Annotated in this window: 15 protein-coding genes, 1 tRNA gene and 3 pseudogenes; 8 read left to right on the top strand and 11 right to left on the bottom strand. The window is 71.5% G+C overall.

Annotated features, from left to right (window positions below; all coding sequences use genetic code 11):
- Window positions 1-232: 232 nt before the first annotated feature.
- Window positions 233-1,216: an SMP-30/gluconolactonase/LRE family protein gene (locus tag ABD317_RS23105; protein WP_344291840.1), complete on the bottom strand. Its 984-nt coding sequence runs from the start codon at window positions 1,214-1,216 to the stop codon at window positions 233-235.
- Window positions 1,217-1,343: 127 nt separating this feature from the next.
- On the bottom strand, window positions 1,344-3,218 hold the full coding sequence (locus tag ABD317_RS23110; protein ID WP_344291854.1) for a glycoside hydrolase family 2 protein: 1,875 nt from the start codon (window positions 3,216-3,218) through the stop codon (window positions 1,344-1,346).
- Window positions 3,219-3,409: 191 nt separating this feature from the next.
- Between ABD317_RS23110 and ABD317_RS23115 the strand changes: the two genes are divergently transcribed.
- Both ABD317_RS23115 and ABD317_RS23120 read left to right on the top strand, forming a co-directional pair.
- Window positions 3,410-4,036 carry a helix-turn-helix domain-containing protein gene (locus ABD317_RS23115; RefSeq protein WP_344291841.1) on the top strand — a complete coding sequence of 209 codons (627 nt, stop codon included), beginning with the start codon at window positions 3,410-3,412 and terminating at the stop codon, window positions 4,034-4,036.
- Window positions 4,037-4,068: 32 nt separating this feature from the next.
- On the top strand, window positions 4,069-4,479 hold the full coding sequence (locus tag ABD317_RS23120; protein WP_344291842.1) for a RidA family protein: 411 nt from the start codon (window positions 4,069-4,071) through the stop codon (window positions 4,477-4,479).
- 113 nt (window positions 4,480-4,592) lie between these two features.
- Here the strand turns inward: ABD317_RS23120 and ABD317_RS23125 are convergent, their stop codons facing one another.
- Complete coding sequence (locus ABD317_RS23125; RefSeq protein ID WP_344291843.1) at window positions 4,593-5,345, bottom strand: SDR family NAD(P)-dependent oxidoreductase; 753 nt, start codon at window positions 5,343-5,345, stop codon at window positions 4,593-4,595.
- 122 nt (window positions 5,346-5,467) lie between these two features.
- Here ABD317_RS23125 and ABD317_RS23130 point away from each other — a divergent pair, with 122 nt between their 5' ends.
- Complete coding sequence (locus ABD317_RS23130; RefSeq protein ID WP_344291844.1) at window positions 5,468-6,418, top strand: AraC family transcriptional regulator; 951 nt, start codon at window positions 5,468-5,470, stop codon at window positions 6,416-6,418.
- Window positions 6,419-6,546: 128 nt separating this feature from the next.
- Here ABD317_RS23130 and ABD317_RS23135 read toward each other — a convergent pair whose 3' ends face one another.
- From ABD317_RS23135 to ABD317_RS23150, 4 genes are all read right to left on the bottom strand, one after another.
- Complete coding sequence (locus ABD317_RS23135; RefSeq protein ID WP_344291845.1) at window positions 6,547-7,629, bottom strand: HNH endonuclease; 1,083 nt, start codon at window positions 7,627-7,629, stop codon at window positions 6,547-6,549.
- A gap of 212 nt (window positions 7,630-7,841) precedes the next feature.
- Window positions 7,842-8,030: a hypothetical protein gene (locus tag ABD317_RS23140; RefSeq protein WP_344291846.1), complete on the bottom strand. Its 189-nt coding sequence runs from the start codon at window positions 8,028-8,030 to the stop codon at window positions 7,842-7,844.
- Between the two features lie 208 nt (window positions 8,031-8,238).
- Entirely contained in the window at window positions 8,239-8,577 is a 339-nt protein-coding gene (locus ABD317_RS23145; RefSeq protein ID WP_344291847.1) for a YciI family protein, read from the bottom strand.
- Window positions 8,578-8,898: 321 nt separating this feature from the next.
- Window positions 8,899-9,444, bottom strand: a complete 546-nt coding sequence (locus ABD317_RS23150) for a hypothetical protein (protein WP_344291848.1) — start codon at window positions 9,442-9,444, stop codon at window positions 8,899-8,901.
- A gap of 197 nt (window positions 9,445-9,641) precedes the next feature.
- Here ABD317_RS23150 and ABD317_RS23155 point away from each other — a divergent pair, with 197 nt between their 5' ends.
- Complete coding sequence (locus tag ABD317_RS23155; RefSeq protein WP_344291849.1) at window positions 9,642-10,247, top strand: dihydrofolate reductase family protein; 606 nt, start codon at window positions 9,642-9,644, stop codon at window positions 10,245-10,247.
- A 172-nt stretch (window positions 10,248-10,419) separates the two neighbouring features.
- Here ABD317_RS23155 and ABD317_RS23160 read toward each other — a convergent pair.
- Window positions 10,420-11,341, bottom strand: a pseudogene (locus ABD317_RS23160) (RNA polymerase sigma-70 factor).
- A gap of 200 nt (window positions 11,342-11,541) precedes the next feature.
- Here ABD317_RS23160 and ABD317_RS37875 point away from each other — a divergent pair.
- The 3 genes and pseudogenes from ABD317_RS37875 to ABD317_RS23170 all read left to right on the top strand — a co-directional run.
- A pseudogene (locus ABD317_RS37875) lies at window positions 11,542-12,098 on the top strand (MFS transporter); the annotation flags it as partial.
- A gap of 26 nt (window positions 12,099-12,124) precedes the next feature.
- Complete coding sequence (locus ABD317_RS37880; RefSeq protein ID WP_425582413.1) at window positions 12,125-12,703, top strand: MFS transporter; 579 nt, start codon at window positions 12,125-12,127, stop codon at window positions 12,701-12,703.
- Between the two features lie 150 nt (window positions 12,704-12,853).
- Window positions 12,854-13,315 (top strand): hypothetical protein, encoded by a 462-nt coding sequence (locus ABD317_RS23170; protein WP_344291851.1) that lies wholly within the window; start codon window positions 12,854-12,856, stop codon window positions 13,313-13,315.
- A gap of 204 nt (window positions 13,316-13,519) precedes the next feature.
- Here ABD317_RS23170 and ABD317_RS23175 read toward each other — a convergent pair whose 3' ends face one another.
- Window positions 13,520-13,795, bottom strand: coding sequence for a GNAT family N-acetyltransferase (locus ABD317_RS23175; RefSeq protein WP_344291852.1), 276 nt, complete (start codon window positions 13,793-13,795; stop codon window positions 13,520-13,522).
- 51 nt (window positions 13,796-13,846) lie between these two features.
- Between ABD317_RS23175 and ABD317_RS23180 the strand changes: the two genes are divergently transcribed.
- The gene (locus ABD317_RS23180; RefSeq protein WP_344291853.1) at window positions 13,847-14,110 is read left to right on the top strand and encodes a hypothetical protein; all 264 of its coding nucleotides are present in this window, start codon (window positions 13,847-13,849) and stop codon (window positions 14,108-14,110) included.
- Between the two features lie 346 nt (window positions 14,111-14,456).
- Here ABD317_RS23180 and ABD317_RS23185 read toward each other — a convergent pair.
- Both ABD317_RS23185 and ABD317_RS23190 read right to left on the bottom strand, forming a co-directional pair.
- Window positions 14,457-14,530, bottom strand: a tRNA-Ala gene (locus ABD317_RS23185).
- A gap of 82 nt (window positions 14,531-14,612) precedes the next feature.
- Window positions 14,613-15,158, bottom strand: a pseudogene (locus ABD317_RS23190) (hypothetical protein); the annotation flags it as partial.

Genomic DNA, 15,158 nt, shown 5'->3' on the forward strand with positions numbered 1-15,158 from the left:
GCATGAGTGATCCGGCGAGTCGGAGTCTGCTGATCCTGCGCACGTTGGGGGGTCCTCTCCACGGGTTGGCTGCGGCGCCGCGTGGGAGCGCTCCCAGCATGGGCCCGCCACCGAAGAGGGTCAAGATGCGTACAGAATCGAACTAATTCGACACCTCCCCCCTCCGCCTGGCCCGCCGCGGGGCCGGCCTCGCGGCGGGCGGGGCGGAGAGGGTGGGGACGGGGCGGAGGGGTCAGAGGGGGACCGCTACCGCGTTGAAGGCGGTGTCCGGTTCCTGGGGGGACGTGAAGCGGGCGTTGACCAGGTAGAGGCGGTTGCCGAAGCGGGCCGCCGTGGTGGGGACGTCGAAGCGGGGGTCGGTGATCGTGCGGTGCAGGGTGGCGGTGCGCACGGCGCGGTCCAGGCGGAACGCCGCGACCAGGTTGGCGCGGTTCTGGACCACGTACAGCGTGTGCCCGACGCGCACCAGGCCGTCGCCGTTGGCGACGTCCGCCGCGCCGCGCAGGGCGATCTGCGTGGCGTGGCCGGTCCGCAGGTCGACGTGGTACAGGCGGCCGGGATCGCTGCTGACGACGATCACGCCGCGGCCGTCGGGCGCGTCGACGATGCCGTTGGCGTTGAAGGCGTCCGGGGTCTGGACCCAGTCGCCGGTGAGCGGGAGGACGCGGACCTCGCCGCGGCGGCCGCGGGGGACGCCGTAGAGGACCGCCGCGTGCGAGTCGGTGAACCAGGCGGTACGGCCGAGGAGGACGGTGTCGTTGACGAAGTGGCCGGCCGGGGGCGTCAGCCGGTGGGTGACGACGACGGCGCCGGTGCGGGCGTCGATGACGCTCGCCGTGCCGCCGACGCCGCCCGCGACGTACAGCAGGCCGTCGCGGTCCAGCTTCAGGCCGATGGCCGCCGTCCCGGGGGCGCCGGCGTGGACGACCTTTCCGGCGCCGGTGCGCAGGTCGGCGCGGAGGACGGCGCCGTTGGCGCGGGAGCCCATGTAGGCGTACGGGCGGCGGCCGATGGTGATGCCCTCGGGGAGCCAGCCGTCGGGGAGCGGGAACTCGGTCGGCCAGGTCCCGGCGGGGCGGGTCGTGCCGTACGGCGCACTCGCGGCGTACGCCGTGCCCGTGCCGGCCGCCAGCGTCGCGCCGGCGGCGGCACCGAGGAGCAGGCGGCGGGAGAGCCGGGGGCTGCGGGGGTCGTTGCGGGGGTGGTCCGGAGTCATGGTTGCGGGCCTTCCGTGACGGTGGACGGCAGGGATCTGCACACCTGGGGAAACTCGGCGAACTCTCGGCAGAACGCGCCGCCCGCTTCCCGGAGTTCCCCGCACGCCCGCCGCCCGCACCCGCCGCCTACGGCACCTCCCCGGTGCCCCCGCTCCCCCGCCCCGCCTCGAACGCCGCCGGCCGCAGCTGCGCCGCCCGCACCCGCCGCACGTCCAGCTTCTCCGACCGGTCGAACCGGTAGATCCCGTTCTGCTCCTGGAAGACGTCCGTCAGCTGCGTGTAGCAGTACCCGAACATGTCCGGGTCCCCCAGCAGCACCCCGGTCAGCCCGGCGAAGCGCTCGTGGAACTCCTCCTCGTCGCGCGGCCGCTGCCCGTACCCCCACGACACCAGCCGGTCCTCCCCCGCCGCCGACGCCGCCTCCTCCGGGTTCCACCAGATGCCGCCGAACTCGCTGCAGAAGTAGGGCTGTCCGCCGTACGGCAGCGACCAGGTCTGCCCCGCCGCCTCGTCCTGCGGGTTGACGAACGGTGTGCCCGCGCGCAGCCCGGCCATCAGCGCGCCGAAGACCTCGGGGTCCTGCTCGTAGCAGTGCGAGTCGTAGACGTCGGCCTCCGGCACGCGGTGGGCGTAGCCGGAGGCGTCGAGGACGGGCCGGGAGGTGTCGGCGGCCTTGGTGGCGAGGAACATCGCGCGCGTGACGTCGTCGAGGACGCTCTGCCGGTCGGTCAGCTGCTGCCGCGTCTCGTTGAGCGGGCACCAGCCGATGAGGGCGGGGTGGGAGTAGTCGCGTTCGACGGCCTCCAGCCACTGGGCGACGAAGCCGGCGGTGGGCTGCTGGTTGTCGGGGCCGACCGGGCCGCCGGTGCCGGCGCCCCAGTCGCCGAACTCGCCCCAGACCAGGTAGCCGAGGCGGTCCGCGTGGTGCAGGTAGCGCTCCTCGAAGACCTTCTGGTGCAGGCGGGCGCCGTTGAAGCCGGCGGCGCGGGAGAGTTCGATGTCGCGTACGAGGGCGGCGTCGTCGGGGGCGGTCATGAGGCCGTCGGGGTACCAGCCCTGGTCGAGCACGAGCCGCTGGAAGACCGGCTTGCCGTTGATCAGGATCCGCTTCCCGTCGACCGTCACCGCGCGCAGACCGGCCGTGCAGACGGCGCGGTCGGTCACGGTGCCGTCGGGACCGGTCAGTTCCAGCGTCAGTTCGTACAGATGCGGATCCTCGGGGGACCAGGGGCGGCGCCGGTCGTCGGGTACGGGCAGCACGAGCCGCGGCGCGAGGTCGAGGTCCGCCGCGACGTCCGCCTCGGCGACGACGCCGGCGGCGTCGCGCAGCCGGGCGTGGACGCGGTGGCCGGTGCGGCCGCCGGCGAGGGGGGCCTCGACGTGGAAGCAGCCGGCGGCCAGGTCGGGGGTGATGCGGGGGCGCTCCAGGTGCGTGTCCGCGACGGGCTCCAGCCAGACGGTCTGCCAGATGCCGGTGGTGCGGGTGTAGAAGCAGGCGTGGTTGTCGTACGCGGTCGACTGCTTGCCCCGCGCCTGCGGCCCCCGGGCGGCGTCCCGCGCCCGTACCACGACGACGGCGTCCTCGCCGGCCCGTACGACGTCGCCGAGGTCGGCGCTGAACGGGGTGAAACCCCCGCTGTGCCGGGCGACTTCGCGGCCGCTGACCCACACGGTGGCGTCGTGGTCGACGGCCCCGAAGTGCAGCACCGGCCGCCGGCCGGCCCACTCGGCGGGGATGCGCACGGTGCGCCGGTACCACACGGCGTGGTGGAAGTCGGTGTCCCCGATGCCGGACAGCTCCGACTCGGGGCAGAAGGGCACGACGATGCGCTCGGGCAGCTCGGCGCCGACGAGCCCGCGCTCCAGCCCGCTGTCCCCGGGGTCGCGGGCGAACTGCCAGGTGCCGTTGAGGTTGAGCCAGTCCGCCCGGACGAAGCCGGGGCGGGGGTACTCCGGGCGGGGCGTGCCCGCGGGGGCGGGCGGCGCGTACGAGTCGGACATGGCGAAGCGGCTCCCGGTGGCGGACGTCGGGTCGGACGGGGTGTCGTCCCGCCATCCCAGCATCTAGATGCAACGTTGTAAACCACGCGGCAGGCAAGCCGGCACACGTCGCATGCAACGTTGCAACAACCCCGGCCGCGACCGCCGCGTCTTCACGGATCGACAACTTCACTGTACGATCGGAAACCATAATGGACAGTGCATTCGCTTCCACCACCGGCGGCGTCGCCCGGGCCGTCCGGGCGCACCGCGAGGCCCGCGGCTGGTCGCTCGGCGCGCTGGCGGGCCGGACCGGCCTGTCGAAGACGCTCCTGTCGACACTCGAATCCGGCACCGGCAACCCGTCGCTGGAGACGATGTGGCGCCTCGCGCGCGCCTTCGACATCACGCTCGGCACGCTCCTCGGCGAGGAGGACGCCCCCCGGGTCCGCCTCGTCCGGTCCGGCGACGGCCCCTCGATGACGTCGGAGAGCGGCCTCGTCGCCCGCCTGGTCCTCGCCGAGGGCCGCAGCCACCGCACCGAGATCTACGACGTCCGCGTCCTGGCCGGCACCCCGTACACCAGCCTGCACCCGCCCGGCACCGAGGAACTCGTCTACTGCGTCGAGGGCTCGCTGGAAACGGGCCCGGAGGGCCGGGAGGCGACCCTGTCGCCGGGCGACGCCCTGTGGTTCCCGGGCGACGTACCGCACCGCTACCACTCCCGCGAAGGCGCCCGCGTGCTCTCGGTCATGAGCTACCCGCCCGCCCGCTACGGCGGCGCGACGGCGGACCACGGCCCGGAGACCGCCCGGGCGGACGAAGAGCAGCACGGTTGACGCACGTACACCCCCGCGACCCGGAGGTCCCCGTGAACGACACGCAGCAGCACACCCCCGCCAAGCGCACCGTCCACACCCCGAACGCGGTGCTCCCCGTCGGCCCGTTCCCCCAGGCCGTCCACGCCGGCGACTACCTGTTCATCTCCGGCACGGTCCCGTACGACTCGGAGACCGGGCAGACCGTCGAGGGCGGCATCGAGGAGCAGACCGCACACGTCATGGGCAGCCTCCGGGCGATCCTGGAAGCGGCCGGCGGCACGCTGGACGACCTGGTGAAGGTCACGATCCACATGAAGGACGTCGACGACTGGGCCAGGATGAACGCGGTCTACCGGACGTACTTCGGCGACTACCTCCCGGCCCGCATGACGATGCAGTCCCCGCCCCCGCTGGGCTTCCTGGTCGACATCGACGCCATCGCCTACCTGCCCGCCGGGTGATGCGGGGACAGCCACCCGTCCTCGCAGGGCCCGCGGGAACCGGCGCGAGCAGGCCGGGGCGGTAGGCCCGGTTCGCCGTCCATGGCGGCCGCGTCCCGCGGTGTGGTGCCTGCTCAGATCTGGTTCACGCCGCCGTCCACATAGATGTTCGCACCGACGAGGTAACTGCTCTGTTCCGAGGCCAGGAAGGCCACCGCCGCGGCGACCTCCTCGGGCCGGCCCATCCGGCCCTTGGCCACCATCGTGGCGGCAGCCTCCCTGACGCCCCGCATCGCCTCCTCGCCGCCGACCACGGCGGTGTTGCCCGGCGTCTCGACCATGCCCGGCGAGACCGCGTTGACCCGGATGCCGCGGCCCTTCAGCTCGTTGGACCACGTCCGCGCGAAGGAGCGGACCGCGGCCTTCGACGCCGCGTACGCGCCGAACGCCTCCATGCCGCGGTCGGCGGCCGTGGACCCGATCAGCACGACCGAGGCCCCGTCGTTGAGCAGCGGCAGCGCTTTCTGCACGGTGAGCAGCGTGCCCCGGACGTTGACCGCGAAGGTCTGGTCGAGGTGCTCCTCGGTGGTCTGCTCCAGCGTCACGAACGCGGCGGTCCCCGCGTTCGCCACGACCACGTCCAGGCCCCTGCCCCGCGCCCGGACCGCCTCGTAGAGCCGGTCGAGGTCGGCCGCCTCGGAGACGTCGCCGGCCACCCCCGTCGCCCGGTCCGGCCCGACGGCCGCCACGGCCGCGTCCAGCTCCGTCTTGCGCCGGCCGGTGACGAACACGTACGCGCCCTCGTCCGCCAGCCGTACGGCGGTGGCCAGACCGATACCGGTGCTGCCCCCGGTGACCACCGACGTCCTGCCTTCCAGCTGTCCCATGCGGGTGTCTCCGTCACTGTCTCGATGCCGACCGTTCGCCATCGATACTGCGGGAGATCGGGGATACTATCCATGATGCAGAGTCCGCTGTTCTTTACGTATCGTCCAGGAGGTGGTGCCCGGTGCTCGGCTTCCGGGATCCCGTGGCCGACGCGATCGGTCTGCTCCGGCCCCGCACGGTCATCGGGCCCAGCCTCCGGGCCGCGGGAGAGTGGGCGCTGCGCTTCGACACGTTCCCGCACGTGCGGATCGGCGGCCTCGTGCACGGCACGTGCTGGCTGGTCCTCGAAGGCCACGAGCCGGTGCTCCTGCGGGCGGGCGACACCTTCATGCTGGGCAACCCGCCGCCCTACGTGCTGGCCAGCACGCCCGACGCACACCCGCGCCCCGCGGAGCAGGTGTGGGCGGGCGCCGAAGACGGGTTCGTACGGATCGGCCCGGAGTCCGAGGAGGACCTCTACCTCTGCGTCGGGCACATCGCCTTCGACGACCGGAACGCATCCCTCCTGACCGACCTCCTGCCACCGCTCGTGACCGTCCGCGTAGCCGACCCGCAAGGCAGGCGGCTCGCGCAACTGATCGACCTCCTGGCCACGGAGGTCGGCGCCGCCGCCCCCGGCGGCCCGCTGGTGCAGAACCACCTCGCCCAGATCCTGCTCGTCCACATGCTGCGCGCTCACGCCGGCCAGACGGACCGGCCCACCGGCTGGCTGGGCGCCCTGAACGAGGACGGCATCGGCGCCGCCCTGCGCGCCGTACACGCGGACGTGGCCCACTCCTGGAACCTCAAGGAACTCGCCGAGATCAGCCACATGTCGCGTTCCGCGTTCGCCCAGGCCTTCAAGAGCCACGTCGGCGTCCCGCCGCTGGAGTACCTGATCCAGTGGCGCATGAGCCTCGCCCGCGACGCCCTCACCCGCAACACGCTGTCGATCTCCGAACTCGCCCGCGCCACCGGCTACCTCTCCGAGAGCGCCTTCAGCACCGCGTTCCGCCGCGTCGTCGGCTCGTCACCCGCACAGTTCCGCACCCAGGCACGCCAGCAACCACACGCGACCGCGAACAAAAGCTGAAGAAGGCGTCCTGCTGGAACACTTCCCGGAACCGACGAAGATCTCGACCGATCACGACGACCGAGCTTGAAGTAGGCCTATGGGGATGTGGCCACCGGCAGTACGGTCGCTCTCGTCTGCACGGCAGTTCACGCGGACGCTTGCGGTTGGTCACGAGTGGCTTCGGCTGCTGTGCTTGCTGTGCTTCGTTGCTCTACGACGATCGCGGCGTTCAGGTCTGCCGCCCTACCGGCCTCGATGGTGGCGCGCAGTTCGGCGGGCGTTGGCCAGGGAGCGCGGCGGTGGATCATGCGGTGGCAATTTGCGCAGATCAGCGCCAAATCACTGAGCTTGGTCCGGGCCTCGCCGGCCTCGTGCAGCGGTACGACGTGGTGGCACTCGATGTACCCGGCACCCCGGTCGCCGTAGACCTCCTCGAAGTCGAAGCCGCATGCCTCACAACTCAGAGTTCCGCCCTGCCGTAGCACCGCTGCGATTTTCTTCTTCCGCAGGGTCTTGTTCCGCTCCCGCGCCCTGTGCTGACGCAGTAGCAGGCGGCCTTCAGGCACGCTGTACTCGTCAAGTTCCTCATCATCCACCGGAGGCAGGGTCTGGAGTCCGCCGTCCGTGATGCCCTGGCGGATCAACTGGGCAGCCTTGGCCATCTCGGCGGGCCTGGCCAGAAACTCATGCAGTACCTCGCCATCAAGGACACCGCCGTTGGTCTTCCTGCCGCGGTAGTCGGGATGCCGGGTGGCGATGTCGTAGGTCTTGCGGGCCACGCCGTTGGGGTTGCGGAACTTCTCGTTGCGCTCACCTTCGGCGTGGATGGGAAGAAGTTGGAGCAGCCCGGACAGCTCTATGACCTGCTGGTTGTGGGCGTCCATGCCCTTCCATCCGTTGTCCATAACGAGCTGGCAGGCAAGGATGATCTCATCACGCGCCCAGTCAGGGTTCTTGATTGCCCTGACGTGGAACCCGGCCCGCTTCAGCCAGCCCGCCGCGTGGTCCTTGCCGCCGCTGAACTCCTCCGACCGGAGTGCCCTGCCTTGATCCCACTTATGGGCCACGCCGGCGATGGCCTTGGAGTCGTACTCCTGTCCCTGGTGTATGAGCAGATACGACCGGGCCCGCCCGAAGCCGTAGGCCGACAAGAACCGCTCGCGTCCCAACTCATCGTGCTCGGCGATGGTCTTGAGCACCGCCTCCCGCGTGATCGCACCCTTACGCATGAATCCACCCTAAGACGCCCCCGCCCCAGTTCAGGTGAGGGGCGAGTGCGCGAGCACCGACGGCCCCCGAACCAGGCGCTATCGCACCGGCGTGGAGCTTAGGCTCACCCGTGACGTGGACGGCGCCGGCATGGCCGCGACCGTGCAGTCGGCCCATCCGTGGCCGCTGAGCATCAGGCGGTGCGCAGGTCACTCGGCGTCGTGGCGCTTGCCTATGCCGTGTCGGGGTCACGCCTCGCGTGGTGCCACTCGGCGGCGTTCCACATCACCGGCAAGGCACCGACCGGCTCGAAGTCGATGTCCGGGTCGTTGCTGTGGATCAGGCTCATGATGCGGTCGCCGATCAGTGCCGCGCTGCGGGCGCAGCAGGCGATGATGTCCAGGATGATCTGAGCGCGCATGGTTGTGCGCGGGCGAAGTGGTCGTAGTCGGTGAACTGCGCACGCCGCGACCGTCTCCGCCCACAAGGCCCCCGCACCGCGGGCCCGCCCCAGGAGTACTGGACATCAGCGCCGCCCGCCGCCGCACGGCCCACCCCGCCGCCGAACCCACCGGCCTCGACACCGGCCGCCGCAACAACACCTCCGGCCCGGCCCCGGCCGGGATCGTTCATGCGGGGACGGCGTCGCCGGGGAAGCCGTGGCACGGGTGGACCTCGTAGCGCATCATCCCGGCCCGCACGCAGGGATCCCCGGCCATGATCTCCGCGGCTTCCTCGCTCGGCACGGTCATGATCGCGACGCCGGCCACGGTGTCGGAGGCGACCGGGCACAGGACCGCGATCACCCCGTCAGCACGCAGCGACACCATGCGTCGTTGGTGTTCGAGCTCGATCGCGTCCGCGCCGTCCATGGTCCGTTCCGGCCCCCACTGAAGGAGCGCCAGGCTGAAGGGTTTCGCGGTCTCGGCCAGAGCCCGGACCTGTTCGTCAGTGACGGTCGTGCTCACGATGTCTCCCTGCTTCTCGATGCGCTCGGCCAACGAGACGGTGATTCATCCGGATCCACGGACGTAGACCGTCCACCACTCGCCCTCGTACGCGCAGACGCCTCCCACCAGGCCGCAGCCGTCGACGGCGGCATCGTAGACCGCGACTTGGAGGCCGCGCACCTCAAAGGCGACGTTGCGCGAGCGGCGAACCCGGGAGGCGGTCCGGCGGCGTAAGAATCGGGAGCTTCAGCCGCGTACGTCCGCCGGGTGGTCGCAGCATGACGATCTCGGTGCTGTCCCCAACCAAGCAACGGGTGTGAACGTCTCCTGGGCGACGCGTCACGGCTTCTCGGGGGCGAAGCTGACGACCGCCGTGCCGTCCTCGATGCCCAGCACGGCGAACTCGATGATCACCGTGTTGACGTTGCCGAAGCTGCCGCCCCGAGGTCCGACTCCCGCCTGAATGGAGCCGCTGCCGCCGCTGGCGTATGTCATCGCGAGCGTCACCTGGCTCTTGCCCACATCGGCGACGCTCACCCCGCCGATGTCCGCGTCGAAGGGAATGCTGGTGCCCGCCGTCACCGCGACCTCGCACTCGCCGTCGGCGCAGGCACCGACATCTGCCCCGTCCGCTGCGTCCTCCGGGGCGAGGGGAGTGAACTCGGAGGCCGTGGGGTCGGGTTCGGTGGTGGCGGAGGGGGACGCCGACTTCGGATCCGACTCCTTGTCTGTGGGAGACGGCGACACGGTTGTCGTGTCGGCGTCGTCAGGCTGTGCTGCGTCGTCGGTGTCCGAGCCGCAGCCGGCCAGGGTGGCCGCCGCCACCGCGATCACGGCGGCGAGGGCGGACAACCCGGCACGGCTGGAGCGTACGCGCGGCCTCATGGGGGGGGAACTCCGTTCTACGGAAGGTCTTCCCCGAGTTGTAGCGGCCCGCCACCGGGAGGGGTCCCGTCCGGGTACCGCTCCGCCGACCTGGCCGGCTGCAGCGTCGCGGGTTTTCTCGTTACGCCTCAGCGCGGCGATGAGTCTGTGGCTCCCGGCCGGTCCAAGCTCGTGACATCCGAGGAAAGGACACCGCCATGTCGGAGCTTCTCGTCGATTTCATCACCTCCCTCGACGGCTACGCGTCCGGAGAGGGATGGCCCGGGTTCTGGGGCCTGGAGGGCCCGGAGTACCTCGCGTGGCTCGGCGAGCAGCCCGAGGTCACCTACCTGATGGGAGCGAACACCTACCGCCTGATGTCGGGCTTCGCCGCCGGCGAGGTCCCGACGGGCCAGGACGAGTTCAGGCCCGAGGAGGAGGCGTCCGTCGACGAGCTCACGCAGGCGTCCAAGGTGGTGTTCTCCTCCTCCCTGGAGGAGCCGCTGACGTGGGGCAACTCCACGCTCGTCCGCGACGACGCCGTCGAGGCGGTCCGCGCCATGAAGGCGAGTGGCCCGGGACTCCTCAGCACGATCGGCAGCCTCAGCCTGTGCCGGTCCCTGCTACGAGCCGGACTCGTCGACCGCTTCCGGGTCGTGATGTTCCCGGTGATCACCGGGGCCACCGGCGCAGAACGCATCTACGACGGCTATCCGGACGTCGCCCTCGACATGACCGACCACCGCACCTTCGACGGCCGCACCCAGATGGTCGAGTACAAGCCCCGCCTGCTGGAGCACCCGCCGCTCGGCGCCCCTGCATGACGTTTGGCGTCGATGCAGCGGTACCTGGCTTCTACTAGCGGCGAGGACCCGCCCGACGTCGCTTCCTCCGCTTCCTGGACGCAGAGGGCCGGCCCTGGGGGCGAGGGCTCTCGCTCGGCGCCGAGGCGACCGACCGGATACACGCGGCGATGCGCCCCGGGGGCGCGCCGGCTCAGCGGCTCAAGGCGGTCACATGTTCCATGTGCGAGAGCTTCTCGGGGTTGCGTACCACGTAGAGCCCGGTGATGCGGCCCTCGTCGATGCGCACGGCCAGGACGGCGTTGGTCTCCCCGCAGTTGGAGGAGCAGCGCCGGGTGGCCGTTGACCTGTGCCGGCTTCACGGCGGCGAGCTGGCCCAGCCTGGAAGTGGTCAGCAGGGAGGCCACCTGGACGGCCCCGACGACGGGCGCCCCCGCGGTCGGTACGGCCCCGCCGCTGTCGCCCAGGTACACGACGTCCGGCGCGAGCTTGTCGAGCAGGCCCTGCAGATCGCCCGATTCGAGTGCACGCTGGAACGCCTCAAGCGCGTCTTGGGTCTCGGCTGCGGAAACGACGGTGCGCGGTCGGCGCGCGGCGACGTGTGCCCGTGCCCGGTGGGCGATCTGACGGATCGCGCCCTCGCTCTTGTCGACGGCCTCGGCGATCTCGTCGTAGGGCAGCTCGAAGACCTCGCGCAGCACGAACACCGCCCGCTCGGTCGGCCCCAGGGTCTCCAGCACCAGCAGCATCGCCATCGAGACACTGTCGGCCAGCTCGACGTCCTCGGCCACGTCGGGCGCGGTCAGCAGCGGCTCGGGCAGCCAGGGTCCGACGTAGGACTCCTTGCGCCGCGCCAGCGTACGCAGCCGGTCCAGTGCCCGGCGCGTGGTGATCCGCACCAGGAACGCACGCTGGTCCCGGACCGTGTCGAGGTCGACGTCCGCCCACTGCAGCCAGGTCTCCTGGAGCACGTCCTCGCTGTCGGCGGCCGAGCCGAGCATCTCGTAGGCGACGGTGAACAGCAGGTTGCGGTGGGAGACGAACGCCGCGGTGGCCGGATCCACCCGGTCGCCCCGAGCGGGCGTCTCCGCTGCGTGCTCGCCGTGCTGGCTCATGAACGGCTCCTGTCTGTTCGCTCTCGATCACGCCTCATGCACGAGTCGCCGCTCCGCTCCGCGTTGTGACACCCGGGGCCGGTGGCGCAGGTCACACGACTGCACCGTCACAGGGTTCCGGCTGCCGACGACTCGTGTTCGTCAGCACGCCGCACGAACGATCCGGGCGGCCCGCATCGGCACGAGTGAGGACGAAGTCAATGGCAACCGCGAAGGCACCGGGTCCGGAGGTCACGTCGCGCAGCTGGGCCGCGCTGTGCTTCATCGGACTGGCCCAGCTCGTGATCGTTCTGGACGGCACGGTGGTGAACATCGCGCTGCCGTCGCTCCAGAGCGATCTGGGGATCTCCGACGGCGACCGGCAGTGGATCATCACCGCGTACACGCTGGCGTTCGGCAGCCTGCTGCTCCTCGGCGGCCGGATCGCCGACTACACCGGCCGCAAGCGGACCTTCCTGATCGGACTGCTCGGCTTCGCCGGCGCGTCGGCGTTCGGCGGCGCGGCGTCGAACTTCGAGATGCTGCTCACCGCCCGCGCCCTGCAGGGCGGGTTCGCCGCACTGCTCGGTCCTTCCGCGCTGTCGCTGCTGACGGTGATGTTCACGCGGCCGAAGGACCGCGCCAAGGCGTTCGGGGTCTGGGGGCCATCACCGGCGCGGGCGGCGCGATCGGGCTGCTGACGGGCGGGGCGTTCACCGACTACCTGGACTGGCGCTGGTGCCTGTACGTCAACATCCCGATCGCCCTGATCGCGGCGGTCGAACGGACATGGCCTTCCTCCCGATGACCACGGCGGTCCTGGTGTCGGCCGGCGGGCTCACCGCCCGGCTGCTGCCCAGACTCCCGCCGCGGGCGCTGATCGTACCCGGCATGCTTCTCATCTCCTCCGGCATGCTGTGGATCCTCACCATGGAGACCGACACCTCCTACGTCGAGGGCGTGCTGGTCGCGGGGCTCCTGCTCGGCGTCGGGGCGGGCATGATCATGCCGGTGGCCTTCAACTACGCCACCCACGGCATCGACCAGGGCGACGCGGGCGTCGCTTCGGCCAGCCTCAACGCCACGCAGCAGGTCGGCAGCTCGACCGGGACCGCCCTGCTCAACACGATCGCCTCCAGCGCGACCGCGGACTACCTCGCGTCGCACGCCTCGCAGGGCCGCAGCCCGGCCGTCGCCAGACAGGCGGCGCTGGAGGGCTTCGAGACAGCCGGCACGTGGGCCGCAGGAATCATCCTGGCCGGTGCACTGATCGTCGCCGTCCTGATGAACACCCCGCGCCCCAAGCCCCCGGCCGAGGGCACCACAGGCCCGGCAGGCGCCCAGGACGCCCAGAGCACCGGGCTGCTGCCCGCACACTCCTGATCCCGGACAGTACGACACCCGCCCTGCGGTCGCCCCGGTCACCGGAGCGAACAAGGACAGAACCGGTGATGGTGACGACCGGGGGCCGCGTCCGGGGGCCGCTGAAGGTGTCCGATCAACGCCAAGAAGCCGAACGAAATGGGGACTTCGATGAATGACACCTCTTCCGCGGGTGCGCACTCCCACGTCGGGGCGGCCGTGCCGGTCACGGCGGCCCCGGGGGTGGATGGTCGTGGAGCGGTCATGCTGCTGCGGATCGTGGCGGCTCTCGCCTGTCTGGAGACCTTGGTGCAGGGCCTGCTGGCCGGGTTGCTCCTGAACGGCGACGTCGATTCGATCGACGCGCACGGCTTCAACGCCTATGTGTTCGAGATCCTGGTGTTCCTTCAGGTCGTGGCCGCCGTGCTGTTGTGGCGCCGCAACCGCTGGCTGAGGTGGCCGCTCATGGCGGCCGTCGGCATCCTGGTGGCCGCCTTCGTCCAGACCTTTCTGGGTCTGGAGAGCTCACTCGCCGCCCACGCCGCCCTCGGCGTGGCCCTGTGCGGGATGCAGACGGCGCTCGTCCTGCGGGCCTTCCTCCTCCGCGCGGAGAAGTCGGTCACCGCCGCCTGAGCCGGCCGACGGCCCGGAAACGACGAGATCCCCTGCGGGCGCCCGCAGGAGAAGGCCCATCGGGAGCAACCGAACGCTTAGCGACGATTGCGAGCCGTCCGACGGGGAGTACCGGCGTCCGCCGTTCCGGTGCGCCTCGGCCTTCAACCACCGCCGGTGCGGGATCCGCGCATGATTCGGAGCGGGCAGTCCGGAAAAGTGGCGCTACGGCGGCGACAAGAACACGACGATGTCCGCCTCCTGGCCGTGCACCGCCTCGGGCTCCCCCCACCCGTGGCGACGGTAGAAAGCGAGGGCGTCATGCGCCTGATCCCAGGTCAGCAACCACGCTCGGCCGCCGGGCGCGGCGGCGGTGATGCCGGACAACAGCCGTCCGCCCAGGCCGGTCCTGCGGGCGTGGGAACGAACCCCCAGCTCGTCGACCCCGAAGGAACCGGTCAGCAGTTCGCCGACTCGCTCGGCACCCAGGCGTTTCAGCACCTTTCCGTAGGCGCGGTCTGTGGGGAACGGAGCCCCGCGGTCTCGCTCACCGTGCTCGAAGTGGTCCAGGCCATCGACGGCACCGAGCCGGCGTACCGGTGCACCGAGATCCGGCAGCGCGGACCGCTGGCCGTCCCCGCCGGACAGTGCGAACGCCCGTGCGCCATCGCCCGTGCCATGGCGGCGGCGCAGGAAGCCTGGTACCGCGCCCTCGCCGCCGTCTCGATCGCAGACCTGGCCGCCGCCATCGACGCTGACAGCGACGGCACGGCAATGGAGGACGTTCGACGCTGGCTGGCGGGCTCCCACCGCTGACCGCACGTTGGGGCTTGGCCATGAGTACTCCAGCAGTACTTCGCGTCTTGCAGCCGAGACCTGGGACCACGACCTGGACGACCTTCACCGACATCGGACGTCGCTTCGGCCGAGTCGAACCCCGCCGCCGTATGCGGGACTACGTACGCGGAATGCTGGCGCCGGTAGCCCGAAAAAACAGCCGGCCCGGAAACAGGCGAACGCACGATGCACGCCCGCCGGACCCCCGCGGCACCGGCACGCAGACCTCCCGAGGAACCCGGAAACAGCTAGATCCCGCCTGATCGGGACGATCGGACGGGATCTCGTGAACCGCTTACGAGGTCACTCGCGAACGGCCCGTGGGTGGACCTGTGGGGATTTGAACCCCAGACCCCCTCGATGCGAACGAGGTGCGCTACCGGACTGCGCTACAGGCCCTCACAACGGAAGGAACCTTAGCATCCCGGCCCCCCGGCCAGAAAATCGGTTCCCGAGGCCCGGGCGGGGGGTGGCTGCGGGGCTACTCGTTGGCGGCGCGGGGGCGGGGTGGGTCGGCGTACTGGTCGAAGAGCGGGGTGCGGTTGGTGGGGCGGCGGCGGGGGGTGTCCGGGGTGGGCGGGTCCTCGGCGTGGGGGCCGGCCGGGGTCTCCGGGGCCGGGGGGCGGGGTTCGGCGGTGCTGGAGCGGGCCGAGCTCCAGGTGTCCGGGGCGTCGAGGTCCAGGCCCCGGGTGGCGCGGGGGGCCACGGGGGCCGTCACGTACGTGGGCAGCGGGACCGGTACAGGGTCCCAGCCGGCGTCCGCGGGGCGGTCGCGCTCGCGCTGCTGGTCGACCCACTCGGCGTGGTCGGTCTGCTCCACCAGCGCCCGGCGGTCCGCCTCGTACGCCGCCACCGGGGCGTCGAACGGGGCCGTGGCGGACGGGTCCTCGTCGTCGCCGTCGTGGTCGTGGTCGTCGCGGGCCGCCCGGGTGTCGTCGTAGTCCGGCTCGGCGTCGGCGGCCGCCCCGGCGCGGGGCGGCGGCGCCTCCGCACCGGTGCGGCGCCGGGCCTCGCGGGCCCTGCCCTC

It is taken from the genome of Streptomyces synnematoformans (assembly GCF_039531005.1).
Classification (GTDB): Bacteria; Actinomycetota; Actinomycetes; order Streptomycetales; family Streptomycetaceae; genus Streptomyces; species Streptomyces synnematoformans.